This is a genomic window from Pseudomonas gingeri (genome assembly GCF_013386115.1).
In the GTDB taxonomy this organism is placed as follows: Bacteria; Pseudomonadota; Gammaproteobacteria; order Pseudomonadales; family Pseudomonadaceae; genus Aquipseudomonas; species Aquipseudomonas gingeri.
In genome coordinates, this window is sequence record NZ_JACAOR010000014.1 from 17512 (window position 1) to 41683 (window position 24172).

At 61.3% G+C, this 24172-nt stretch carries 27 protein-coding genes and 2 tRNA genes; 17 read left to right on the forward strand and 12 right to left on the reverse strand.

All coding sequences use genetic code 11. The features are described 5' to 3' along the window. Positions 1 to 4: 4 nt before the first annotated feature. Complete coding sequence (locus HX881_RS27010) at positions 5 to 970, forward strand: sensor domain-containing diguanylate cyclase (protein WP_177087503.1); 966 nt, start codon at positions 5 to 7, stop codon at positions 968 to 970. A gap of 35 nt (positions 971 to 1005) precedes the next feature. On the opposite strand, the gene pbpG is transcribed toward HX881_RS27010, so the two are convergent. Both pbpG and HX881_RS27020 read right to left on the reverse strand, forming a co-directional pair. Further along, a complete protein-coding gene (gene pbpG / locus HX881_RS27015; RefSeq protein WP_017124675.1) occupies positions 1006 to 1941 on the reverse strand; it encodes a D-alanyl-D-alanine endopeptidase in 936 nt (311 codons plus the stop codon). A gap of 301 nt (positions 1942 to 2242) precedes the next feature. Continuing rightward, entirely contained in the window at positions 2243 to 3622 is a 1380-nt protein-coding gene (locus HX881_RS27020) for an NAD-dependent succinate-semialdehyde dehydrogenase (protein WP_177087505.1), read from the reverse strand. A gap of 270 nt (positions 3623 to 3892) precedes the next feature. On the opposite strand from HX881_RS27020, the gene HX881_RS27025 reads away from it, so the two are divergent. Beyond that, positions 3893 to 4831 (forward strand): AraC family transcriptional regulator, encoded by a 939-nt coding sequence (locus tag HX881_RS27025; RefSeq protein ID WP_103032729.1) that lies wholly within the window; start codon positions 3893 to 3895, stop codon positions 4829 to 4831. Between the two features lie 118 nt (positions 4832 to 4949). Next, positions 4950 to 5510 (forward strand): hypothetical protein, encoded by a 561-nt coding sequence (locus tag HX881_RS27030; protein WP_177087508.1) that lies wholly within the window; start codon positions 4950 to 4952, stop codon positions 5508 to 5510. 81 nt (positions 5511 to 5591) lie between these two features. Here HX881_RS27030 and HX881_RS27035 read toward each other — a convergent pair whose 3' ends face one another. From HX881_RS27035 to HX881_RS27045, 3 genes are all read right to left on the reverse strand, one after another. After that, entirely contained in the window at positions 5592 to 5774 is a 183-nt protein-coding gene (locus HX881_RS27035; RefSeq protein WP_017124671.1) for a hypothetical protein, read from the reverse strand. A 140-nt stretch (positions 5775 to 5914) separates the two neighbouring features. Next, the gene (locus tag HX881_RS27040) at positions 5915 to 6109 is read right to left on the reverse strand and encodes a hypothetical protein (RefSeq protein WP_017124670.1); all 195 of its coding nucleotides are present in this window, start codon (positions 6107 to 6109) and stop codon (positions 5915 to 5917) included. A 270-nt stretch (positions 6110 to 6379) separates the two neighbouring features. Beyond that, a complete protein-coding gene (locus tag HX881_RS27045) occupies positions 6380 to 6724 on the reverse strand; it encodes a hypothetical protein (RefSeq protein ID WP_042934687.1) in 345 nt (114 codons plus the stop codon). A gap of 257 nt (positions 6725 to 6981) precedes the next feature. On the opposite strand from HX881_RS27045, the gene HX881_RS27050 reads away from it, so the two are divergent. Next, positions 6982 to 7800: a shikimate 5-dehydrogenase gene (locus tag HX881_RS27050; RefSeq protein ID WP_177087510.1), complete on the forward strand. Its 819-nt coding sequence runs from the start codon at positions 6982 to 6984 to the stop codon at positions 7798 to 7800. A gap of 53 nt (positions 7801 to 7853) precedes the next feature. Here HX881_RS27050 and HX881_RS27055 read toward each other — a convergent pair whose 3' ends face one another. Continuing rightward, positions 7854 to 8501, reverse strand: a complete 648-nt coding sequence (locus tag HX881_RS27055) for a YceH family protein (RefSeq protein WP_017124667.1) — start codon at positions 8499 to 8501, stop codon at positions 7854 to 7856. A 130-nt stretch (positions 8502 to 8631) separates the two neighbouring features. Here HX881_RS27055 and HX881_RS27060 point away from each other — a divergent pair, with 130 nt between their 5' ends. Then, a complete protein-coding gene (locus HX881_RS27060) occupies positions 8632 to 9141 on the forward strand; it encodes a DUF1993 domain-containing protein (RefSeq protein ID WP_017124666.1) in 510 nt (169 codons plus the stop codon). An 89-nt stretch (positions 9142 to 9230) separates the two neighbouring features. Here HX881_RS27060 and nhaR read toward each other — a convergent pair whose 3' ends face one another. Further along, on the reverse strand, positions 9231 to 10136 hold the full coding sequence (nhaR, locus tag HX881_RS27065) for a transcriptional activator NhaR (protein ID WP_017124665.1): 906 nt from the start codon (positions 10134 to 10136) through the stop codon (positions 9231 to 9233). 134 nt (positions 10137 to 10270) lie between these two features. On the opposite strand from nhaR, the gene HX881_RS27070 reads away from it, so the two are divergent. Next, entirely contained in the window at positions 10271 to 10513 is a 243-nt protein-coding gene (locus HX881_RS27070) for a hypothetical protein (RefSeq protein WP_017124664.1), read from the forward strand. 28 nt (positions 10514 to 10541) lie between these two features. Further along, on the forward strand, positions 10542 to 11291 hold the full coding sequence (locus tag HX881_RS27075) for a TerC family protein (RefSeq protein ID WP_017124663.1): 750 nt from the start codon (positions 10542 to 10544) through the stop codon (positions 11289 to 11291). 61 nt (positions 11292 to 11352) lie between these two features. Here the strand turns inward: HX881_RS27075 and HX881_RS27080 are convergent, their stop codons facing one another. Then, positions 11353 to 11520: a hypothetical protein gene (locus HX881_RS27080; protein WP_017124662.1), complete on the reverse strand. Its 168-nt coding sequence runs from the start codon at positions 11518 to 11520 to the stop codon at positions 11353 to 11355. Between the two features lie 171 nt (positions 11521 to 11691). Here HX881_RS27080 and HX881_RS27085 point away from each other — a divergent pair, with 171 nt between their 5' ends. Then, on the forward strand, positions 11692 to 12435 hold the full coding sequence (locus tag HX881_RS27085) for a peptidase C39 family protein (RefSeq protein WP_177087511.1): 744 nt from the start codon (positions 11692 to 11694) through the stop codon (positions 12433 to 12435). Between the two features lie 131 nt (positions 12436 to 12566). On the opposite strand, the gene HX881_RS27090 is transcribed toward HX881_RS27085, so the two are convergent. After that, entirely contained in the window at positions 12567 to 13850 is a 1284-nt protein-coding gene (locus tag HX881_RS27090) for an NAD(P)/FAD-dependent oxidoreductase (RefSeq protein WP_177087513.1), read from the reverse strand. 184 nt (positions 13851 to 14034) lie between these two features. Between HX881_RS27090 and HX881_RS27095 the strand changes: the two genes are divergently transcribed. Continuing rightward, positions 14035 to 14111, forward strand: a tRNA-Val gene (locus tag HX881_RS27095). A 254-nt stretch (positions 14112 to 14365) separates the two neighbouring features. Then, positions 14366 to 14442: transfer RNA gene (locus tag HX881_RS27100), tRNA-Val, on the forward strand. A 141-nt stretch (positions 14443 to 14583) separates the two neighbouring features. Here the strand turns inward: HX881_RS27100 and HX881_RS27105 are convergent. Beyond that, positions 14584 to 15117, reverse strand: a complete 534-nt coding sequence (locus tag HX881_RS27105) for an AidA/PixA family protein (RefSeq protein WP_177060068.1) — start codon at positions 15115 to 15117, stop codon at positions 14584 to 14586. A 332-nt stretch (positions 15118 to 15449) separates the two neighbouring features. Continuing rightward, positions 15450 to 16322, reverse strand: a complete 873-nt coding sequence (locus HX881_RS27110) for an SPFH domain-containing protein (protein WP_017124657.1) — start codon at positions 16320 to 16322, stop codon at positions 15450 to 15452. Positions 16323 to 16912: 590 nt separating this feature from the next. Here HX881_RS27110 and HX881_RS27115 point away from each other — a divergent pair. From HX881_RS27115 to HX881_RS27145, 7 genes are all read left to right on the forward strand, one after another. Further along, the gene (locus tag HX881_RS27115; RefSeq protein ID WP_212809848.1) at positions 16913 to 17521 is read left to right on the forward strand and encodes a helix-turn-helix domain-containing protein; all 609 of its coding nucleotides are present in this window, start codon (positions 16913 to 16915) and stop codon (positions 17519 to 17521) included. Between the two features lie 42 nt (positions 17522 to 17563). Continuing rightward, positions 17564 to 18334 (forward strand): ABC transporter ATP-binding protein, encoded by a 771-nt coding sequence (locus HX881_RS27120; protein WP_017124655.1) that lies wholly within the window; start codon positions 17564 to 17566, stop codon positions 18332 to 18334. A 9-nt stretch (positions 18335 to 18343) separates the two neighbouring features. After that, positions 18344 to 18847 carry an Lrp/AsnC family transcriptional regulator gene (locus HX881_RS27125; RefSeq protein WP_042934685.1) on the forward strand — a complete coding sequence of 168 codons (504 nt, stop codon included), beginning with the start codon at positions 18344 to 18346 and terminating at the stop codon, positions 18845 to 18847. 202 nt (positions 18848 to 19049) lie between these two features. Beyond that, on the forward strand, positions 19050 to 19811 hold the full coding sequence (locus HX881_RS27130) for a transporter substrate-binding domain-containing protein (RefSeq protein WP_017124653.1): 762 nt from the start codon (positions 19050 to 19052) through the stop codon (positions 19809 to 19811). Positions 19812 to 19816: 5 nt separating this feature from the next. Continuing rightward, positions 19817 to 20506, forward strand: a complete 690-nt coding sequence (locus HX881_RS27135; RefSeq protein ID WP_017124652.1) for an ABC transporter permease — start codon at positions 19817 to 19819, stop codon at positions 20504 to 20506. After that, positions 20503 to 21195 (forward strand): ABC transporter permease, encoded by a 693-nt coding sequence (locus tag HX881_RS27140; RefSeq protein WP_017124651.1) that lies wholly within the window; start codon positions 20503 to 20505, stop codon positions 21193 to 21195. The genes HX881_RS27135 and HX881_RS27140 overlap by 4 nt, the downstream gene beginning before the upstream one ends. Before the next feature lie 47 nt (positions 21196 to 21242). Then, complete coding sequence (locus HX881_RS27145; RefSeq protein ID WP_177087515.1) at positions 21243 to 22136, forward strand: agmatinase family protein; 894 nt, start codon at positions 21243 to 21245, stop codon at positions 22134 to 22136. An 89-nt stretch (positions 22137 to 22225) separates the two neighbouring features. On the opposite strand, the gene HX881_RS27150 is transcribed toward HX881_RS27145, so the two are convergent. Further along, positions 22226 to 24172 (reverse strand): DNA topoisomerase III, encoded by a 1947-nt coding sequence (locus tag HX881_RS27150; protein ID WP_177087517.1) that lies wholly within the window; start codon positions 24170 to 24172, stop codon positions 22226 to 22228.

Here is a 24172-nt window from a genome sequence, read left to right on the forward strand (position 1 = left end):
CGTGATGTTAGCGCCGATAAAACCTGCCAACGAAACTGCCCGCGTGGAAACCCTGCGCTCGCTGAATATCCTCGATACCTCGCCCGAAGAGCGTTTCGATCGCCTGACCCGTCTGGCCAAGCGCTTGTTCAACGTGCCCATTGCCCTGGTCAGCCTGGTGGACGAGAACCGCCAGTGGTTCAAGTCCTGCGTGGGGCTGACGGTCAGCGAGACGCCGCGGGATATTTCCTTCTGTGGTCACGCGATTCTCGGCGATCAGGTGATGATGGTGCCGGATGCGGAAAATGATGAGCGTTTCCATGACAACCCGCTGGTGACCGGCGAGCCGGGTATCCGCTTTTACGCCGGTTGCCCGCTGACGGTGGGCAATGGCAGCAAGCTGGGCACCTTGTGCCTGATCGACACGCGGCCACGTACCCTCGACGACGAAGAACGGGCGTTGCTGCGGGACCTGGCGCGCATGGCCGAGCAGGAGCTGGTGGCGGTGCAGATGGCGACCATGGACGAGCTGACGCTGTTGTCCAACCGCCGTGGTTTCGAGGCCCTGGCCAATCATGGCCTGGGTGTCTGCAAGCGCATGGACAAGCCGGCTTCGTTGCTGTTTTTCGACTTGAACGATTTCAAGCAGATCAACGATGTCTTCGGCCATGCCGAAGGCGACCTGGCGCTGAAGACCTTCGCCGATGTGCTGCGCATTGCCTTTCGCGAAAGCGATGTGATCGGTCGCCTGGGCGGCGACGAGTTCGTGGTGCTGCTGACCGGCACCGACCACGTTGAAACCAGCGCGATCATGGCGCGCCTGCGCGAAACCCTGGATGAGCGCAACTCAGGGCAGCAGCGGGGTTATGACATTAACTTCAGCGTGGGGCAGATCGAATATGACGCCGAGCGCCATGAGACGGTCGCAGGTCTCCTTGCGGACGCCGACAAGGCGATGTACGCGCATAAACAGGCACTCAAACGCCGTTGAACGCGGCCCGGTGAACCGGGCCGGTTGATCCGTGGTTACTTTGCGGCCTGGGCGCCCACCTGGCGGTTCTTCAGGTTCTTGTCGGCCTTGTAGCGCAGGGCCACGTCCGGCACGCCGCCGCTCTTGCCGGTTTCCACCCAGTTGCGGATCCGACTGGCATCGGCGAAGTGGGTGTACTTGCCGAACGCATCGAGAATCACCAGGGCCACCGGGCGGTTACCCATTTCGGTGACCAGCACCAGGCAATGGCCGGCCTGGTTGGTGAAGCCGGTCTTGGTGATCTTGATCTTCCAGCTGTCCTTGTTGATCAGGTGGTCGGTGTTGCGGAAACCCAGGGTGTAGTTGGGTTTGCGGAACGCCACGGTCTTTTCCTTGGTGGTGCTCAGCTCGCTCAACATCGGATAGTGACGCGCGGCCATCAGCAGCTTGCTGAGGTCGCGGGCGGTGGACACGTTGTGGATCGACAGACCGGTCGGTTCGACATAGTGGGTATTGATCATGCCCAGGGACCTGGCCTTGGCATTCATCGCGGCGATGAACGCGGCATAGCCGCCCGGATAGTGGTGGGCGAGGCTGGCGGCGGCGCGGTTTTCAGATGACATCAGGGCAATCAGCATCATCTCCTTGCGAGGCAGCTCGCTATTGAGCTTGACCCGGGAGAACACGCCTTTCATTTCCGGGGTGTCGCTGATGTTCACCGAGATGTACTCGTCCATCGGCAGCTTGGCGTCCAGTACGACCATGGCGGTCATCAGCTTGGTCACCGAGGCGATGGGCACGACCACGTCCGGGTTGCTGGAATACAGGGTCTTGTTGGTTTGCAGGTCGATCAGCAGGGCACTGCCGGAGGCGACTTGCAGGTGAGTGGTATCGCGAGGGGCCTGGGTGGTTTCACGCGCCTCGACGGTGGTTGCAGCGACGGTGCCGGCCAGGACAAAAAAAAGGCCGAGGATGGAATGACGAATGTTCACGCGGATGGACTCGCTAAAAATGGATATGCCGTTGGCAACGGGCTTTTCTTGAAAAAGCTTTCTGGAAAAAGCGTTACATTTTATGAATATAGTTCAGAAAGTTGCCACACCTCTGGAGATATTGGGCGTAACTGACACAAAATTTACTTTTGTCCTGCATCCATACTGGCCATAAGACATATGTTAGCCCAGGTCGGGACGGCGTTGTGGGGATCGCGGGCCTTTATTTCGAGGGTTTCAGCGAGGGGCGAGCCGCTGTGGGCACTCGCCCCGGGTCCATCAGGGGAGCATCAGCTTTTCATCAGAGTTGAGCGCCGGCCATCAGCACATATTTGACGTGAACGTACTCTTCGATGCCGTAGTAGCTGCCCTCTCTGCCGTAGCCCGACTGCTTGACGCCGCCGAACGGAACGGAGGCGGTTCCCACCGAGCCGGAGTTGAGGATCACCATCCCGGCTTCCAGGCCCCGGGCCAGGCGCAACGAGCGGCCGAGCGCACTGGTGTAGGCATAGGCGACCAGGCCGAACTCGGTCTGGTTGGCGCGTTCGATGACTTCGGCCTCATCCTTGAAGGAATAGATCGCGAACACGGGACCGAAGATTTCGTTGCGTGCCAGCGGTGAGTCATCCGACAAGCCGGTGATGACGGTCGGTTCGTAGAACAGGCCGCCCTTGGCATGTGGCTTGCCGCCCGCGAGGATTTTCGCACCGGCAGCCCTGGCTTCCTCGACCAGGGCCACGACCTTGTCGAAGCCCATCTGGTTGACCATGGGGCCGACGACAAAGTCTTCCCGCAGGCCCTGGTCGACCTCGATCCCGGCCACGCTGGCTTTGACCCGCTTCACGAAGTCTTCAAAGATAGTGTTCTGTACGAATATCCGGTTGGGCGAAATGCACACCTGGCCCGAATTGCGCAGCTTCGCCCCGACCAGGCCTTTGACGGCTTCGTCGATATCGGCGTCCTGGAACACGATAAAGGGCGCGTTGCCTCCCAGTTCCATGGTCATCTTCTTGATGGTCGATGCGCATTGCGCGGCAAGGAGGCGACCGACCCCGGTCGAACCGGTGAAGGAGATCTTGCGGATGCGCGGGTCGCCGGTCAGGATCAGGCCGATCTCCCTGGGGTCGCCGACCACCACTTCGAGCACGCCTTCACCGATGCCGGCCTTGCGTGCGTATTCCAGCAGCTTGAAGGCGGTGAGCGGGGTGTCCTCGGCCGGCTTGATGACCATGGTGCAGCCCGCCGCGAGCGCGGTCGCCACCTTGCGGGTGATCATCATGAACGGGAAGTTCCACGGCGTGATCGCCGCGACAGGGCCAATGGCCTCTTTGGTCACTACCACGGAGGCATGCTTGTCGTGGGTCGGGATCGTGTCGCCGTAGACACGCTTGGCCTCTTCGGCGTACCACTCGATAAACCCGAGGCCGTAGTCGATTTCGCCACGGGCTTCGGTCAGGCACTTGCCGTTCTCCCGGCACAGCAGTTCGGCGAAGGCTTCCTTGTCGGCCTTGACGCTGTCGTGCCAGCGTCTCAGGGTGTCGCTGCGTTCCTTCGCCAGTTTCGACGACCATTGCGGGAATGCCGCGCAAGCGCGATCAACCGCGGCCTTCACTTCGGCCGGGGTATTCTTGGCGACACGACCGACTTCTTCACCGGTTGCCGGGTTATAGACGATTAGCATGAGGACTCTCCGGAGCTGGAATTGAAAGTGCGGCTGCAGTGCCCGTGGCCTGCAACCGTCCTTTTCCAAGCTACGCAGATCGGTCAGACAAGCGAATATCCGTTCATGTGCTTTGATTGCCCATTCCTATAAGCCTGGAGAGAGGGGCGCGCGCCCGGAATCCGGGAGTTACTGCGGGTTTCTCTCGATTGCTTGCCTGATCCTATGAGCGACGTATCCAGGAGCATCGCCGTCGGAGTACATTCCGGTTTTCCGCTGGAGGCAGGCGACATGGGCCATGACAACCCACGCACGGACCGCATTATCGAGTTGATGGGGCAGTTGGCGCCTGTCGAGGGATACAACCTGACACCGCTCGACGACGTGCGTTTTCTGCGCTCCAATCGTCCGCTCAACCGCACGCCGGTGCTTTACGATCCGGGCATCGTGATCGTCTGCCAGGGGCGCAAGCGTGGCTACCTGGGTGAAGACATCTACGTCTACGACGCGCAACACTACCTGGTGGTCTCGGTACCCGTGCCCTTCAGCATGGAGACGCAAGCCAGCGCAGCCGAGCCGATGCTGGCGGTGTATCTGCGCCTGGATTTCAACCTGGCCGCCGAGTTGATGCTGGAGCTTGATGAGGTCGCCGGGCTGGCCGAAGCCAAACCCAAGGGGATGTACTCCTCGCCGATGGATGACAAGCTGAGCGACTCACTCCTGCGCTTCCTGGAAGTGATGAGTGTCCCGGTCGAAGCGCGGATTCTCGGCCCGACGCTGATGCGGGAAATCTACTACCGCATCATCACCGGCGAGCAGGGCGGTTCGATGCGGGCCGCGCTCAATCGACAAGGCCAGTTCGGCAAGGTCGCCAGGGCCATACGCAAGATTCATTCGTGCTACAGCCAGCACCTGGATGTCGAACAGCTGGCCAGGGAAGCGATGATGAGCGTGCCCAGTTTTCATTCGCACTTTCGCACGGTCACCGACACCTCGCCGATGCAATACCTGAAGTCCACCCGCCTGCACCAGGCGCGCCTGCTGATGTTGAGAAACGACATTACCGCGGCGACGGCGTGCGCGATGGTGGGCTACGAAAGCGCCTCGCAGTTCAGTCGTGAGTTCAAGCGCTTTTTTGGTCGTACCCCGCAGGAAGAGATTCAGTGGATGAAACGGACCTATGCCTTGCCTGCTCCCACCAGCAGTTCCATTTATGTCTCGTCCCATTGAGGACTGAACATCGATTTTTGTGTATCGGCCCTGACATGTGATGGTGTCGGTCACGCACAGCGATTAGCATCGCCACTTGATCGCGAACGGCGCTTTTCAAGACGTGAGGAATCGGGCAATGCCAAAGGGTTTTATCAGCCGGGATTACCTGCCCATGGTGGTCGGGGCGGGGGTAGTGGCCGTGGTGCTGCTGGGGTTTGCCTTCTTTCCGAAGTCGGTCGACTGGTATGGCTGGATCCAGGCCGTGGGATTGATCGTCGGGCTGATGGTGGCGATTGCCGTGCCGGCGATCCAGCGCAAGCAGGCATTCCAGGTCGAACGCCGGCAACTGCGCGAGCGTGAAGTCGGTTATGCGCGGCGCCTGCATTACTTCGGGCTGGAGATCCTCGAGCTATTGGCGCGGATCACCGCCAGCCTGGCGCACTTGCGCGCGACCGACCGGCATCGCTACCAACGTATCCTCGAGGACTTCCTGCAGCGGTTGTTCGAGTCCCACAAGCATGACCTCAACGATGACCGGATTGTCATCATTCACGAGTTGCGCAAGGTCGCCTACGCCCTCAGTGACGAACTGGAAAGCGGGCGTTCGGACCGCGTGGTGATGATCGAACTGGAGAAGCGCCTGCAGAAGCTGGTGCATCGCACCCAGATCAATTCCGCACAGGCCGAGCGCGGCTGATCGGCGCCCATAAAAAAGCCCGCAACCAGTGCGGGCAAGGGGTTGTGCGGAGCAACGCACGATTCGGGAACAGGTAGGCGGTCAGGCACCGAAGCTGTGCAGGTCCATGCGCTCGGACAAGGCCTTGGCCGCCGGCAGGGACGTGAAGGGACCGCTGATGGGGACGCCGTCGCGGACCAGGTACCAGCAGGCGAGCAGTCCCAGTTCCCTGAGCGAGGCGGGAACGGCGCTGCCGATAACGGACATGATCTGAACCTTGGGCATAAGTACCTCCATCAATCTATGGAGCTACCTTACGGGGATGGCGGTTCGGGGGAAAATCACCGCGCTCGATAGTGGACATCGACGAAATCAAGCCTTGCGCCATAACGGGGCATCGACCGCAAGCGCTTGAACATGCCGGATCAGTCGACGACCTGATCCAGCATGTTCACCACTTCCTGTTCGCTCAACAATCCCTTGCGAACCAGGTTCTCGGCCAGCAGCGAGAGAAACTTGGCCGTGCGATGGCCCTCCAGCTGCTTGAGTTCGGTGAGGGCGCTGTAGACCTTGCTGGAAGTGCAGAGGCCGGCGGTGCGATGCGGGTTTTGCGTAGGCATGGCTCGTCCTTGTTTTTATAGGTAGAAGTTTTCAGGGCGTATGGGCGATCTTGCCGATCGCTAATGGCACCCATATGACAGCCGTGTGAATACCTGCTCCGGGTGACGGCTTATGCATATCATGCGCCATTGGCCCTGCGTTGCTGTCTCGCTTGCGACCTTTACCACCGAAATTCAGACCCGTCCTGTGACGCGTTCGTACTTTTCAGCAAGCCCAGAACGAGTCAGGCCCCGTCTTGCGAGCGGGGCCTGGGGTTCTTGCCTTGACGATTACCAGCGTGGGCCGTAGCCGTAGTGCGGGTGACCGTAGTACGCCGGACGGTAGTAGCCGCCACCGCCGTAGACCACCACCGGAGGCGGTGCCTGGACGTAGACCGGGGCCGGCTGGTAGTAGACCGGAGCCGGTTGCTGGACATAGACCGGTGCGGGCTGTGCATAGACAGGCTGCTGGACGTAGACCGGGCGGCTGTTCGATACCACCGAGCCGACAATCGCCCCACCGATCACGCCACCCAACAAGGCAGGACCAACCCAGCCGCCACCGTGGGCGGAGGCCTGACCTGCGACAGCGAGTGCACCAACGAGCAAAGCTATCTTGGGAATTGTACGAATCATGATTATTCCTCGGGTTCCAACCCCAGCGCTTGTTGTCTGCAATAGACTCAAGGACTGTCGCGGGGATACTTCTATGACAGCGACTTCCTGAAAATCTTCACAGCCGCTGAGTAAATTTTGTGTAAGGTTCCTGGCGATGCTTCCTTACAGTCCTGCGATACCCGCGCCAGAGCCTTGCACTTGCGGGCTATGATCAACGAAAACCAGGGTCGATGGCTAATCCCGTCTATCCGAAAGTACCCTTCAGGAGATGAAACATGCAGATGAACCCCAACAAAGACACCCAGCTGTGCATGTCATTGTCTGGGCGCCCCGGAAATTTCGGCCTGCGTTTCCACAATCATCTGTATGAACAGCTGGGCCTGAACTTCTACTACAAGGCCTTCAGCAGCCAGGACCTGCCCGGCGCGGTCGGCGGGATCCGAGCCCTGGGGATCCGTGGCTGCGGTGTGTCGATGCCGTTCAAGGAAGCCTGCATCGCCCTGGTGGACGAGCTGGACGCCTCGGCCGCGGCGATCCAGTCGATCAACACCATCGTCAACACCGCCGGCCATCTCAAGGCCTACAACACCGACTACATCGCGATTGCCCAGTTGCTGGAGACCCATGCGGTGCCCCGCGACACCAGCTTTGCCCTGCGTGGCAGCGGCGGCATGGCCAAGGCCGTGGCGTCGGCCCTGCGTGACGGCGGTTACCGCAATGGCGTGATCGTGGCGCGCAATGAGCCGGCCGGCAAGGCGCTGGCGGCGATCTGCGGTTACGAGTGGCAGGCGCAACTGGGCGAGTTGCGCCCGCAGATGCTGGTCAATGTGACGCCGGTGGGCATGGACGGTGGGCCGGAGGCCGGTCAGTTGGCTTTCGAGGCCAGCGCGGTGGACGCGGCCGAGACGCTGTTCGATGTGGTGGCGATTCCTTCGGAAACGCCACTGATCGTGCGCGGGCGGGAGCAGGGCAAGCGGGTGATCACCGGCCTGGAAGTGATTGCCATCCAGGCCCTGGAGCAATTTGTGCTGTACACCGGCGTGCGACCGACAGCGGAGCAGTTCCAGAAGGCCGTGGCGTTTGCCCGGACCTAGAGACACCACGCGATTCTTGCAGGAGCCGGCTTGCCGGCTCCTGCAGAGGGAGGTCACTCCAACCGGGCAAGGCGCTCTTCCAGCGCCGCAATCCGTGCCTCCAGCTCTTCGATCCGTTCCACTGACACCGCGCCCGCAGTGCCGCGCTCCGGTCCTTGCTGACGCGCCGCGATGATCGCTTCGATATCCGCCGGATCGCCCAGGGCATGGGTGTAGCGGTCTTCGCGCTGTCCGGCCTGGCGTGGAATCAACAGCGCCAGGCCCCGGGCGATCAGGCGCTCCAGCTGGTGCACCACCTGTTCGGTGTCCTCGAAATCATGCATCCGGCCACTGCGGGTCAGCAGCTCATTGACCGTCTGTGGTCCGCGCAGGAACAGCAGGCCGATCAGCACCACTTGCGCCGGCACCAGTTCCAGCGCCTTGTCGACCCGATGCTCCCAGCGATCGGCCCGGCTGCCCATCACCAGGCGGGTGAAGCCCTGGCCTTCGAGGGCGCGCAGGCTTTGCCCGACCTGGCCCTGGCTGAGGTTCGTCACCGGTTCGCGACTGGTTTTCTGGTTGCAGGCGAGGACCAGGGCATTGAGGGTCAGCGGGTAGGTTTCCGGGTTGGTGGCCTGCTTTTCGATCAGGGAGCCCAGGATGCGGATTTCCGTGCTGTTCAACCGTGGCTGGTCGCCGGAAGTCTCTTGCTCGGTGCTCATTGTGCTGTTCCCTATGCGTTGGAAGGGCACTAGCGTAGGACTTCCCGACGTAAAAAGACAAGCCGCAACGACGGGAACCCTGGCTATAATCGCCCGGCTTCATTCCTGCCATCTTCATTGCGAGATCCCCATGACCATTTCCCTGTACGCAGCTTCCATTCCGGTTTTCAAGCAAATGCTCAACGCCCTGAGCGACGTTCTGAACAAGGCCGAAGCCCACGCGACGGCGAAGAACATCGATCCGAGCGTATTCGTACAAGCCCGCCTGGCTCCGGACATGTTCCCCCTGGTGCGCCAGGTGCAGATCGCGGTCGATTTCGCCAAGGGCGTGTCGTCGCGTCTGGCAGAGATCGAAGTACCGTCCTACCCGGATACCGAAACCACCTTCGCCGATCTGCAGGCACTGCTGAGCAAGACCCTGGCGCACCTGGACAGCATCACCGCCGCACAGGTCGACGGCAAGGAAGGCATCGAGATCGTGACCCGTCCGGGCACGCCGAAAGAGAAGCGCTTCAGCGGCCAGTCGTACCTGCTGAGCTATGGCCTGCCACAGTTCTTCTTCCATGTGACCACTGCCTACGCGATCCTGCGTCACAACGGCGTGGAAATCGGCAAGCGCGACTACATGGGCGCGTTCTGATTCGTCAAACCTGACGCACTGCCTGTGGGAGCCCGCTCCCACAGGTCTGCTTTCACAAGGACTGCTTCGTGACCGCGCACGGTCGGCGCTTAACCTTCCGCCCCCATGAACAGCTCGCGCCGGGCGCCTTCGGTAATTGCCAGGATGCCGGGATGCTTGACCTTGCGCTCCACCGAGATCGCATAGAAAGATTCGCTCACGGCATCGGTCTGGCCCATCAGCCTGACGCCGTACTGCTTGCACACCTCATCGGCGATCACGCTCGGGGCGATAAAGAAGCCGCTGCCGGACTGCCCGAAGGCCTGCATCAAGGCGCTGTCGTCGAACTCACCGACAATCTTCGGCTGGATCTTCTGTTCGGCGAACCAGCGCAACAAGCGGCTGCGCACCACGGTTTCCTGGCCGGGAATCAGTAGCGGCGCGCCCTGCAGGCAGTTGGGGAAGGTGTCGCCGTAGCGTTGCGCCAACGCCTCGGTGGCGAAAAAACTGACCCCGCATTCCCCCAGTTTCTGGCTGTAGCCCTTGATATCCAGGTGGCTCGGCATCGGGCTGTCGGAAATCACCAGATCCAGGCGCTGGATCGCCAGGTCCGCCAGCAGGCGTTCGAGCTTGTCTTCGCGGCAGGTAATGCGGATCGGTTCGTCCAGCTCCATGGTCGGGGCGATCAGCCGGTAGACGATGGACTTGGGCACCACATCCGCCACTCCGACCCGAAACAGCACCTGCTGCTCTTTCGGCTGTGCCCGCAGCATCGCCTCCAACTCATTGCCCAACTGGAACATCTGCTCGGCGTAGGGCAGGGTCTGGCGCCCGGCTTCGGTCAGTTCGAGCTGGCGTCCGGCCTTGCGGAACAGCTCAACGCCAAAGGTCTGTTCCAGCAGGCTGATCTGGCCGCTGATGGTTTGCGGGGTCAGGTTCAGCTGTTCACAGGCGCGCACGATGCTGCCGGTCTTGGCCACGACCCAGAAATAGTGCAATTGCCGGTAATTGAGCATGGCGGCCATCACTTCGTAAAAAGCGAAGTATAGCGCTTAAAAATACGAATTTTCCTGAAGTATCGCGCTCCCTAGAATGCAGCGCTATCGGCGAGCCAACTGAGCGGTTCGCCCGGGAACAGAAGGAACCCTGGATGAAACGCCATTCGATCATGACCACCTCGCTGCTGATCGCCTCCTTGCTGGTGCTCGGCGGTTGCGACCAGGCAGAAAAAAGCGCCCGGCAGTTGATGGGCACGGCGGCCGAAACGGCCAAGCAAGCCATCGACGATACGCACAAGGCGGCCGAACAGGCCCTCAGTGACGCGACCAGGGGGTTGCCGCTCAACAAATCGAAACCCGCGGACGAGACTGAAAAGTCGTCCCGGGAAATCTAACCCGCTTTACCGGAATCAGGACTGAACCATGGAATACCTGTTGGAACTCGCTGTCAGCCCCACCGCCTGGATTGCCCTGGCGACGTTGATCGTCATGGAGATCGTGCTCGGCATCGATAACCTGATCTTCATTTCGATCCTGACCAACAAGCTGCCTGCGCAGTTTCGCACCAAGGCGCGGCGGATCGGTATCGGCATGGCGCTGATCCTGCGCCTGGCCCTGCTCGGCACCATCGCCTACATCGTCAAGCTCACGGCGCCGGTGCTCGAGGTGTTCGGCCAGGCGTTTTCCTGGAAGGACATGATCCTGATCGCCGGTGGCCTGTTCCTGGTCTGGAAGGCAACCACTGAAATCCATCACAGCATGGACCCGGAAACCAAGGAGCACGATGACAGGCCTTCGCGGGTGTCGCTGGGGTTTGCTGCCGCCATCGGCCAGATCCTGATGCTCGACCTGGTCTTTTCCATCGACAGCATCATCACCGCGGTGGGGATGACCGAACACCTGCCGATCATGGTGATCGCGGTGGTCGTGGCGGTAGCCGTGATGTTGCTGGCTTCCGAGCCGTTGGCGAAGTTCATCAACGACAACCCGACGGTGGTGATGCTGGCCCTGGGCTTCCTGATCATGATCGGCATGACGCTGATCGCCGAAGGCTTCGGTGCCCATGTGCCCAAGGGCTATGTGTACGCCGCCATGACCTTCTCGGCGGTGATCGAGGGGCTGAACATGCTGGCCCGTCGTGCCCGGCAGAAACGCGAGGCGGTGCAAGCCTGATCCGCGTCGTGTAACGAGAAAGGCCGCCTGGTTCCAGGCGGCCTTTTTTGTGGGAAATCTCTTAATGGGCGCTGACGGTGCGTCCCTGTGGCTTGTCGGCTTCCTGCGGTTGCGAGGGTAGGGCGTGCGGGTGATGGCGACGGGAGATCCGCAGGATTCCCCACAACATGGCCGCCGCGACCGCCAGCCAACCCAGGATCAACAATGCAACTGTCACGATAAGGCTCATCAGTGCCTCCTTCGCCCCGAAGGGGCTCGCTCACTTCGTCTTGCTTGAGGATCAGTCTAGTCGCTGGGATGTTTCAGGCTATTGACCAATGGTCGTGTTCGGTCAGTCATTTCGCTCTATGGCGTCGGACAAACTGTGATGAAAGGCTATACCACCGCGTGACTGCGACCTATGATCAAGGCCCGAGCCGGGGCTGACCTTGCCTGGCACCTGATCAAGAGAGTGAAGATGTTCGAGGGATCAACCCATTTGCGCTGCCTGTCATCCCGCCGGTTGTTGATGGTGGGCGCCCTGTTGCTGGCCCTGGGCGGCTGTGCCGGCAGCGTCCAGCCGGAAATCCAGCGTTTGCCGGAGCGTGTGGAACTCAATGGTGTGCCGTTTTTCCGCGGCGAGGTTTATCAGAGCGGTCCGGGAGCCCTGGCCAGCATGCTGTCGCAACAGGGCGTGACCGTGACCCCTGGGCTGTTGGACAAGCCCCTGAAGCTGCCGGGCGCCGAGGCGGATCTGCAACGCAATATGCAGGTGCTGGCGCGCGAGTACGGCATGGTGGTGTACCCGCTGGATGCCGAATTGCCGGCGGTGCTGACTCAGGTCGCGGCCGGATATCCGGTGATGGTGCGGTTCAATGAAGGGCGGTTGTTTTCCGAACCGCGTTATGCCGTGGTGGCCGGCTACAACCGGACCAAGCAGACGGTGTTGTTGCGGGCGGGGATGAACCGTCGGCTGCTGATGGATTTCGACAAGTTCACTTCGGCCTGGAAGAGCGCCGGTGGCTGGGCGGTACTGATCCAGGCGCCGACGCAACTGCCGGCCCAGGTCGATCGGCAGCGCTGGTTGAAGGCCGCCGATGACCTGTCCCGGGCAGGACAGGAGCAGGCGGCGGCGAAGGCGACCAGGGCCATTGCCGGACACTGATCGCTCGCAGCCCGCATGACACAGGAAAACCTTGTGGGAGCGGGCTTGTCGGGACGCCGCAGCCCCGGGAAGAGAGCCTTGAGGTTTGCAGCCTTCTCGAGGGGCTCTTCGCCGGCAAGCTCCCGCAAGGACTAAACCCCGAGTTTGTCGCGCATCGTGTAGTACCAGGCCCCCAGCGCGGTAAATGGTGTGCGCAGCAGTTGCCCGCCGGGAAACGGATAGTGTGGCAGGTCGGCAAAGGCATCGAAGCGCTCGGCCTGTCCGCGCAAGGCTTCGGCCAGCACTTTGCCCGCCAGGTGCGTGTAGGTCACCCCGTGGCCGCTGCAGCCCTGGGAATAATAGATGTTGTCGCCCAGGCGACCGACCTGGGGCAGGCGCGACAGGGTCAGCAGGAAGTTGCCGGTCCAGGCGTAGTCGATCTTCACGTCCTTGAGTTGCGGGAAGGCCTTGAGCATCTTCGGCCGGATGATCGCCTCGATATTCGCCGGATCCCGTGCGCCATAGACCACGCCACCGCCGAAGATCAGGCGCTTGTCGCCGGAAAGACGGTAGTAGTCCAGCAGGTAGTTGCAGTCTTCCACGCAGTAATCCTGCGGCAGCAACGATTTCGCCAGTGCATCGCTCAACGGCTCGGTGGTGATCACCTGGGTGCCGCAGGGCATCGACTTGGCGGCCAGTTCCGGCACCAGGTTGCCCAGATAGGCATTGCCCGCGACGATGATGAACTTGGCCCTGACCTTGCCCTGTGGCGTGTGCACCACCGGGTTGGCGCCGCGTTCGATACGTACTGCGGGCGATTGCTCGTAGATCGTGCCGCCGAGTGACTCGACCGCCGCCGCTTCGCCGAGCGCGAGGTTGAGCGGATGGATATGGCCGCCGCTCATGTCGAGCATGCCGCCGACATACTGATCGCAGTCGACCACTTCGCGGATACGGCGCTGGTCCATCAACTCCAGCTGGGTATGACCATAACGTTCCCAGAGCTTTTTCTGGGATTCGAGGTGGCCCATCTGCTTTTTGGTGATGGCGGCAAAGACACCGCCGTCCTTGAGGTCGCACTGGATGTTGTACCTGGCTACCCGTTCCCGAATGATCCGGCCGCCTTCAAAGGCCATCTGTCCGAGCAGTTGTGCCTGTCTGGCGCCGACGCTGCGCTCGATCACATCGATATCGCGGCTGTAGCTGTTGACGATCTGGCCGCCGTTGCGGCCCGAGGCGCCGAAGCCGACCCTGGCGGCTTCCAGCACCGTGACCCGGAAACCGTTCTCCAGCAGGAACAGTGCGCTGGAGAGGCCGGTGTAGCCGGCACCGATCACGCATACATCGGTTTCGACGTCATCCTGCAACAGCGGGCGCTCGGGAACCGGATTGGCCGATGCGGCGTAATAGGACTGGGGGTAGGGGGTGTTCGCCATCCTGGAACCTCTGTTTTATATTTTTTACGAGTGGCCTGATCCTACCTCAGATGAAATACCCCCGCCAGCCACCCGAAACATCGGCGTTGCCGAGGGCCAAATAAAAAATTTGCCTATTCATAGACTTAGCGGCAAAAAAGGTATTGACACACTTCGCCAAATCCGTAGAATGCCGCCTCACAGCAGGCACGTAGCTCAGTTGGTTAGAGCACCACCTTGACATGGTGGGGGTCGTTGGTTCGAGTCCAATCGCGCCTACCAAACAAAATCCGCTCTGCTGGGCGGTGTAGAAAGGCCAACCGAAAGGTTGGCCTTTTTTTCGTCTTGAATTCGGAGATGTGGGAGGGCGGACAGCCTTTGCTGCCTGCGGGCTTTTCCGGGCCCGCGACAGGAGTGCTGGCCTGATTTCATTTGCGAAAGGTGCTTTCGGTAGAAATTTTTCAAGCCTATTCATAGGCTTAGAAGAAAAAACAGGTTGCCAGCCCGCGGAAAATCCGTAGAATGCAGCCCACAGCAGGCACGTAGCTCAGTTGGTTAGAGCACCACCTTGACATGGTGGGGGTCGTTGGTTCGAGTCCAATCGCGCCTACCAGATAAAATCCGCTCTGCTGGGCGGTCTAGAAGGGTCAACCGAAAGGTTGGCCCTTTTTGTTTTCTGTTGAAACAAGAGTCATGGGTAGTGGTGTAATGGGTAAGTAAATACCCCCTGGTTTCTCAGGGGGTATCTGTGTCGTTAGGCAACTTCGATATAAGGGTCCCAGGTAAAATATCCGAGAACCTGGTTGTCGCTATCAACGAGCATGAAGGATAAGGTGTATACGACATGTCCTCGTTTTGTGGCGATTGCTGACCAGAGGTTATATCGTACTTGTTGGGCAATTGGCTTGCCTGGAACTTCTTTGTTGAACAGGGGAAGCGGCGCATATGGCGTAGTGTTTGTTATGCCGGAAATTTCCCCTGTAGTGTTCTGTTTTAACATTACAGGATTGTAAAGGATTATTTCCTTGTCGAAGCCTTTCGAAATGGTCACGCCGCGCCAACGAATATTGTCCTGTAGCTTTACTGTTAAATCGAGCTCTGCGGTAGCTTGTCCCTTAAGGCTCGATGCATACTGTGTCAGCATGTAGATCTTGTTCTGCTCATCTGCCGAGCTGATTTTTACCGGCGCATCGTATGTGCCTACCTTCCCTTGGGAGGTGTAGTTTTCAACAAAAGCATCGGCGTCGATAACGACAAGTATGTCAAAGGTATTGGTGCTTGAAGACATTGTATAGATCCTTCTATTAATGTGCTGTGGGGGCGTTTTTCAGATTGCGAAAGCAAATGTTTGATTGCGGTTGAGGTTTTTTGTTTTATATCGGTTGCTTACTTGTGTTGTGTCGGTTGGACTATAGGCTGGAACAGGCGACTGTCAAATAATTTGGCGCGATAGGCATGGGGGCAGATGGGTGGTGGTTTTTTCTGTTAATAGGTACAGATAGAATTTTAATCTACGGTGCAGATAGTTTTATTTGTTTTCGACTCGGAGGGGCTGCTGCTCGCAATGAGCTTGAGGGCGCCAGGATTCTCCCGAATATCCGGCGCCCCGCACTGACTCCGTTACTCCGCCTGACGATTCTGTCGGGCATCGATAAACGGCACCGCGCCGTCTGGCAGTACCGTCGTCGGCAACACGCCGTTCCAGCGCTCGGCCTTGGTCAATTCCACCAGGTTCTGGTTGCTCGCCAGGGCCTGGGCGCGGGCCTTGATCGCTTCGGCTTCGGCGCGGCCGCGCAGTTCTGTGGCCTGGGCATCGGCCTTGGCCTGGGCCAGTTGCGCGTCGGCTTCGGCCTGGGCCTGGGTCACGCGGATCTGCGCCTGGACCTGTTCGGTCGCCAGTTGCTGTTCGCGGGTCTTGACCTGGACTTCGGCGGCCATGCGCGCTTCGATGGCTTTTTCATAGGCGTCGCTGAAGTCGATGTTCTCGACTTGCACGCTGTCGATCATTACGGGGCCCGCCACGGCTTTCTTGATGGCGGCGGAAATGTCGTTGACCAGCTGGACGCGGTTCTGCACCGCGGCAACCGCGTTGAACTGACCGAAGACGTTCTCGACCTGGGTGGGCACCTGGCGGCTGATCAGTCGGTCGCGCACGCCGTCGATGTCCTTGAACTGGGTGTATACCTTGGCGACATCGGAAGGAGCAACGTGCCAGGAAACCGAAACCTTGAGCTGGGCCGATTGCTGGTCCTTGCTGTAGGCCTGGAGGTTCTCGTAGGCCGATACCTGGCTCTGGGTGCTGATCAGTTTGACCGTCTCGATAAAGGGCGTCTTGAACGACAGGCCGGGGTCCACTACGCCGACCAGCGCACCATTTCTCAGCAGTACGCCACGCTCTGTTTCATCCACGGTGTACCAGCTGCCGAAAAACACCACGATAAGGCCCAGTGCCGCTGCACCGCCAATCACGCTGCCGATCATATTACGGGTCATAGTTCGTTCCTTTGAGCGGCGGGAAAACACATCCCTGGATACGCTGCCTGAATGCTCAGGGCGCGTCCCGCCAGCATGGCCAAGAGTTCTGGAGGTCGCCTTGCCGACTGCAACGGTTCCGGGTGCCCATCGAGGTGCCCGGATCGGCGGCTCGACATGATAGCTGCGCCGCCTGTTCCGTTCTGAGAAGCGACTCCCATCCCTGAGTCTAATCGAAACGTCTTCCTGCTTTTCCTGAGGGCAAGGGTCACTGCCTGTAACAGTGATGGGCATCGCCCGTTTCCTGTCTTTGCCTGTTTTCTGTCTTGAGGGCAGGTGCGCACCATGACAGTTCGCGGTGCCCCAAAAGTGCCCGGTCTGCCTGCTTTTTTCTCCCTGTCATGAGGCTCGATCTGTCTATGTAGAGGTTTCCAAATAGGAAACTAATTGTTGGGATAGGTTGTTCCATTTGCATCTGGATACCTTGAAATGGCGAGCTTTAAGGATGGTTTCTTTCATTTTTTCCAGGTTTTATTGGGTTTTTAATAGATTGGCTTGATGTTTGCTATGTTCAATTCAAGTTGTCTAATTGGAAACTCAAGGACCGTCCAATGCCTAGCAAGAAAATCGAAATGCCGGAGGACGAAACCGTCAGCGGCTCGTCGGGCAGCACCGACCCGTTCAACGTCGGCAGTCGTCTGCGGGCACTGCGCCAGGCCAAGGGCATGCTGATCGATGAGGTGGCGCAGAAGGTCGGTGTCAGCAAATCCTTTATCAGTCGTTTCGAGCGCGACACTGTGCAGGCTTCGGTGGCGACCTTGTTGCGTATCTGCGAAGCCATCGGCATCAAGCCGGGCGAACTGTTCGAGCCGCCGTCCACCCGCTTTGTCGCGGCCGGGCAGGGCGCGCCGATCAGCCTGGGTGGCGAGGGCATGCGCGAGTACCTGATCTGTGGAGCCGGCAACGAACACATGATGGCGCTCTATTCGGTGATCGAGCCGGGCGGCGGTTCCGGTACCGAACCCTATTCGATCAAGGCTGCCGCCGACCTGGTGCATGTCCAGAGCGGCTGCCTGGAGATGCGTGTCGCCGAGGAAACCTACCTGCTGCGAGCCGGCGACACCCTGACCTTCGCCCCCAGCGATCCGCACACCTGGGTCAACCCGTCGAAGGATGAAGTGTGCACGGCGTTGTGGGTCATCGTGCCGCCGCCGGCCTGACCCCGCTGATCTTTCTTTCCCACAGGCATGAGGAGCGAATCGATGTACAAGCTGGCAGTGACCGACCTGCATAAAAGCTACGGCGACCACCAGGTGATCAAGGGCGTCAGCCTTTCCGCCCGTTCCGGCGACGTAGTGAGCATCATCGGCTCCAGTGGTTCGGGCAAGAGCACCTTCCTGCGTTGCATCAATCTGCTGGAGCAGCCCAGTGCCGGGACCATCCAGGTCAACGGCGAGCTGCTCGATACCCGTCGCGATCGGCGCAGTGGCGCCTTGCGGGCCCGGGACCCGATGCAGTTGCAGCGCATGCGCGGACGCCTGGCGATGGTGTTCCAGAATTTCTGCCTGTGGTCGCACATGACCGTGCTGGAAAACGTCATGGAGGCACCGATGTACGTGCACGGACTGAGCAAGGCCGAGGCCCGCGAACGCGGTGAAGCCTATCTGCACAAGGTCGGCCTGGCGCCCGCTTGTCATGGCCAGTACCCCGCACACCTTTCCGGCGGCCAGCAGCAGCGGGTGGCGATTGCCCGGGCCCTGTGCATGGAGCCTGAAGTGATGCTGTTCGACGAGCCGACTTCGGCCCTCGATCCCGAGCGGGTCGGTGAAGTGCTCAAGGTCATGCAGACCCTGGCCGAGGAGGGCCGGACCATGGTGGTGGTGACCCACGAGATGGGGTTTGCCCGTCACCTGTCGACCCAGGCGTTGTTCCTGCACCAGGGGCGGATCGAAGAGCAGGGTACGCCGGCGCAGTTGTTCGAGCAGCCTCGCAGCGAACGCCTGCAGCAATTTCTTTCCGGTCGCCTGAAGTAGGAGGCTGCCATGTCCCGAGTGATGAACGAAGCCCCCCCGGTCCTGGATCGTATCGACGCCGCGATTCTCGACATCCTGCGCGACGAAGGCCGGATCACCTATCAGGAACTCTCCGAACGGGTGCACCTGACGCCGCGGCCGTGCCTCGAACGGGTGCGCAAGCTGGAGAAGCTCGGGGTGATCCGCGGCTACGGCGCGATGATCGACCTGCCGCGGCTGTCGCCCGGTGTTTCGCTGCTGGTCATGGTGGCGCTCTCCAACCAGAACGGCCGGACCGCGCAGCGCGCTTTCGAGGCGAAGATGCGGGAAAGCCGCGAGGTGATCGAGTGCCAGCTGGTCAGTGGGGCCTTCGACTACTGCCTGCGCATGCATTGTCGCGACCTGGAGCATTACCGGGTGCTGACGGAGCAATGGTTCAACGATGTCGAGCTGCATATAGACCGTCTGGTCAGTCATCCGACCCTGGCCAGCGTGAAGCAGTCCGTCGTCCCCGCCAGTGCTTTTCTGCCCTGATCCGCAGGCTATGAATACCCAGCCGAAGCCGCTGCGGTCCGCTCGGGAAAACAGCCGTATCCCGTGCGACTGCCGACGTTTACGACGGATAGATCCGAGGCCCCGGCGTTAGCCTTTAACCCTGAAAAGACGCTGTTTCAACAGCGCTGAAATGCCGCTGTTCAACACTGCCGAACCTACGACCCACCCATAGGACGCACTCATGAACCGTTTATCCACGCTGTTGTTCGCTTCCCTCTCGATGGTAGTCGCCGGTGGCGCCCTGGCGGAGCCGATCACCATTGCCACCGACGCGACGTTCCCGCCTTTCGAATCGGTGGACGGCTCCGGCAAACTGGTCGGCTACGATGTCGAACTGGCCCAGGCTGTCTGCGATGCGGCCAAGCTCGATTGCAAGATCATCAACGCGGCCTGGGACGGCATGATTCCCGGCCTGATCAGTAACAAGTACGACGCGCTGATCTCGCAACTCACCGTTACCCAGGCCCGGCGCAAGATCCTTGCCTTCAGCGATGTCTACGATCATCCGGTGTTCCGTTTCGTCGCGCACAAGGGGGCCAACCTGACCATCTCGCCCGAAGGTCTCAAGGGCAAGGTGATCGCGGTCCAGACCGGCACGCCGATGGACGCCTATGTCACCAAGAACTACACCCAGAGCACCATCAAGCGCTACGACAGCGGCAGTGCGCCTTATCTCGAACTGAGCAGCGGGCGCGCCGATGTGCACATGAGCTACCAGGCCCAGATCACCCACAGCTTCCTCAAGGGCGACAACGGCAAGGACTTCGAACTGGTCGGCCCGCTGTTCACCGGCAAGGACGCCCCCGAGTTCGGCGAAGGCGTGGCGATTGCCATCAACAAGAACAACGAGGCCTTGCTCAAGCAGATCAACGAAGGTCTGGGCGAAGTGCGTGACAGCGGCAAGCTCGACGCCCTCAACCGCAAATACTTCGACGCGCAGTAACGCCCATGTTGACCGACTACATCGGCAGTGTCCTGAGCGCCGGCTGGATCACCTTCCAGCTGGCCCTGGTGTCGCTGGCCCTGGCGGTGGTGCTGGGCCTGGCCGGGGCGCTGTGCAAGCGTTCGGAGCACCGCCTGCTACGGGTGCTGGCGGAGATCTACACCACCCTGGTGCGGGGGATTCCCGACCTGGTGCTCATGCTGTTGATGTTCTACAGCCTGCCGGCCCTGCTCAACCAATGGATCGGTGCGGCGGGCGGCAGGTACTCCGTGGATCCGAGCCCGTTCCTGTCCGGCTCGCTGACCCTGGGGGTGATTTTCGGCGCCTACATGACCGAGACCTTTCGTGGGGCGCTGGAAGGGATTCCCCACGGGCAGTTGGAGGCGGCCCAGGCCTATGGCCTGGGGCGGGTGAAGACCCTGCGCAGCATCATCCTGCCGCAGATGGTGCGTCTGGCCTTGCCCGGTTTCACCAATAACTGGCTGGTGCTGGTCAAGGCCACGGCGCTGGTGTCGCTGATCGGCCTGCAGGACATCATGTTCCGGGCCAAGGGAGCCGCCGAGGCCACCGGCAAACCCTTCACTTTCTATCTGCTGGCGGGGGGCTTCTACCTGTTGATCGCGGTGCTGTCGCTGATCCTCGTCGGCTGGCTGGGCAAACGTTACTCGCAGGGTGTTCGGGAGTTGGCGCGATGAATTGGGATGTGATCTACGACAACCTGGACCTCTACGCCCAGGGCCTGCAACTGACCTTGCTGCTGACCGTGGTCGCGCTGGGAGTCAGCTTCTTCCTCGCCCTGGGACTGGCGGTGGCCCGCAATGCCGCCAACCCGCTGCTGCGCCACGGCGTGGCGGCCTACACCCTGGTGTTTCGCGGGACGCCGCTGCTGATCCAGTTGTTCCTGATCTACTACGGCCTGGCCCAGTTCGACCTGCTGCGTGGCAGTGTGCTGTGGACCTGGCTGTCCAACCCGCTGTTCTGCGTGTTGCTGGCCTTTATCCTCAACACCACGGCCTACACCACGGAAATCTTCGCCGGCGGGCTGCGTCATCTGCCGCCCGGCGAGGTCGAGGCGGCGCGGGCCTACGGCATGACGCCCTGGACGCTGCTGCGGCGAATCATGTTGCCGGCGATGCTGACCCGGACCCTGTCGCTGTACGGCAACGAGACCATCATGATGCTGCATGCGACCTCCCTGGCCAGCACGGTGACCCTGATGGAAATCACCGGCGTGGCACGCAACATCACCCTCAATCACTACATCCAGTTCGAACCCTATGTCACTGCGGGAGGACTGTACCTGGTCCTGACGATGGTGCTGGTGCTGGCTTTCCGTTTCGCGCAACAGCGCTGGGCGAGCTATCTGCAGCCACGTCGGGGCTGATCCGTCGATCCCCGCATTTTTGTCCAAATCATCAGGAGGCATCTGCCATGACTACCCGCGACAAGCGTCAATTCGATCTTCTGGGCGTTCCCTTCGACGGCGAGTCCACACTCGGCTGGCCGGGCTCGCGCTTCGCCCCGGCACGGGTGCGGGAAAGCGCCAAGTGGATCAACATGCGCATCCAGGATGGTAAGGTCTACTGCCTGGAGACCGACAGTTTCATGGAGGTCGGCGAACACCTGCTGGTGGATCGCGGCGACGTCGCGGTAGTGCCCCATGACACCCAGAAAACCTTTCTGGCTACCAGCGAGGCGGTCCGCCAATCGATCCGGGCCGGCCGGGTGCCGGTGGTCATCGGCGGTGACGACAGCCTGCTGTTTCCCGTGGCCCAGGGGGTCTGCCAGGCCCTGGAGGGGCGCATCGGCGTGATTCATTTCGATGCCCACCTGGACCTGATGGACGACAGCGTCAAGCAGGGGCGCTTCAGCCAGTCGAGTGGTATGCGACGGGCGCTGGAACTGGAGCAGATCCAGGCGGCGGACTGTATCCAGGTCTGCGAACGGCACTTCAACTTCCCGGCCTCGGGCCGCTTCAAGCATGACAACGACCTGATCCATCTCAGCGCGCGCGAAGTGCTGCGGCTCGGCCCGCAAGCCACGGTCGAGCGTATTCTCGAGCGGGTCAAGGGCGCCGACCACCTGTTCCTGTCGTTCGATATCGATGCCATCGACCCGGCCTTTGCGCCGGGCGCCGGAGCCCACGAACCGGGTGGCATCAGTTCGGCCGAAGCGCTGGAGATGGTCGAGCTGCTCGCCCCGCACTGTGCGGCGATGGCCATTACCGAGGTCAACCCGACCACCGACGTGGGCGACATGACGTCGACCCTGGCGGCGTACCTGGCATTCTCCTTCGCGGTGTACGGCAGCCAGGCCCGGCGCTGACTTCCATGGGGGCCCGGGGACGGTGACGGAGGCCTTGTGTTTCCACGCCGTCTTGCAAGATGGCCGGACGCCGGTCGGCGGGTGATCAGTCAGGAAGCCGTTGCCGGTTTTTTCGGGCGTCGGCTCCGGGCTGTCCTGGCTGTCGTCGCCTTGCGTTTCTTCTTCCAGGGCGCTGCCCCTTTTCCGGCCATCCCGGCGGGCATGGTGATCTGCAGTTTCAGCTCGACGCATCGCCCCACCTGCTTGCTCATCCATGCCGCCTGCTTGGCGACAAATTCTTCCAGGCTCATCTCGCCGCTCTGCACCATGTCCAGCGCCTGTTCCCAGATTGCCGTGGTGCCTGGGTCGGCAATCGCCCGGGGCACCGCGTCGATCAGGCTGAAGGCCGCCGGGGTCGCTGACAGGCTTTTGCCGTGCTTGACCAGGTACTGTCGATCCAGCAAGCCCTGGATGATGCCGGCGCGGGTGGCTTCGGTGCCGATGCCGGTGGTGTCCTTGAGCTTCTGCTTGAGGCGCGGGTCTTCCACATACCGGGCGACGTTTTTCATTGCCTTGATCAGGTCGCCTTCGGTAAAGGGTTTCGGTGGCTGGGTCCACAGGTCCTTGAGTTCGACCCGGTTGACCACGCATTCGCTGCCTTCACGCAATGCCGGCAGGGCCTGTGGCTCCGGGGCCTCGCGTCCCTTGGCAGGCGCCAGGGCCTCGGGCAGCGCCCGTTTCCAGCCGGGCTCGACAATCCGTTTGCCCACCGCTCGCAGCGCCTGTGCCGCGCAATCGAAATCGGCCTGGGTCCGGTCGTATTCGTGGTTGGGCAGGAACTGCGCCAGGTAACGGGCACGAATCAGGCTATAGACCGCCCGTGGCTTGCCTTGCAACCGGTCGAGGCCGGCCCCGCTGCCTGTCGGGATAATGCCGTGGTGGGCGGTGACCTTGGCATCGTTCCAGGCCCGCGAGCGTCGCGCCGGATCGAGATACGGCGCCAGTTTTTCCAGGCTCGGATCGGCCCGTTCGAGTGCCGCCAGGACCCGTCCGGCATCAGCGTGCTGGCTCAATGGTAGAAAACCGCAATCGCTGCGCGGGTAGGTAATGACCTTGTGGGTTTCGTACAGCGCCTGCGCGATATCCAGGGTTTCCTGGGCGCCCAGCCCGAGCCTTTTCGAACACACTTCCTGCAGGGTGCCGAGATCGAAGGGCAGGGGGGCCGGCTCGCGAATCCGCTCGGTCCTGAGCTTGACCACCGTGGCGCCGGAGGCTGCGCCCATGGCGCTTGCCGCCTGTTGCGCCAGGGCCTGGTTGAGGCAGCGGTCCTGGTCGTCGCAGGCATCCTGCGGCGCACGCCACTGGGCGACAAAGGGCTGGCCGTCATGCAGCAGGTGCACATCGATGGCCCAGTAGGGCACCGGTACGAAGTCGGCGATGCTGCGGTCACGGTCCACCACCAGGCGCAAGGTCGGCGTCTGCACCCGGCCCACCGGCAGCACGCCCTGATAGCCGGACTGGCGCCCGAGCAGGGTGAACAGACGGCTCATGTTCATCCCGATCAGCCAGTCGGCCCGCGAGCGGCCCAGGGCCGAGTGATAGAGCGTGAAGGTTTCGCCACCCGGCTTGAGGGCCGCCAGCGCCTTGCGGATCGAGGCATCGTCCAGCGCCGACAACCACAGGCGCTGGATCGGCCCGCGATAGCGGCAATGCTCCACCAGCTCCCTGGCGATCATTTCGCCTTCGCGGTCGGCGTCGGTGGCGATCACCAGTTCCCGGGCCTCGCCCAGCAGGCGCTTGACCGCCTTGTACTGGCTGGCGGTCTTGGGCTTGACCTGCATCTTCCATTTTTCCGGAACGATGGGCAGGTCGGCCAGCACCCAGCGTTTGTAGCGGGCATCGTAGGCATCCGGCGGGGCGGTTTCCAGCAGGTGGCCGATGCACCAGGTGACGGTGGCATTCGGGCCCACCCAGCAGCCGTCGCCACGGCGCGTGGCACCGAGCACGGCGGCAATGTCTTTGGCCTGGGAGGGCTTCTCGCAGAGGAACAACCGCAT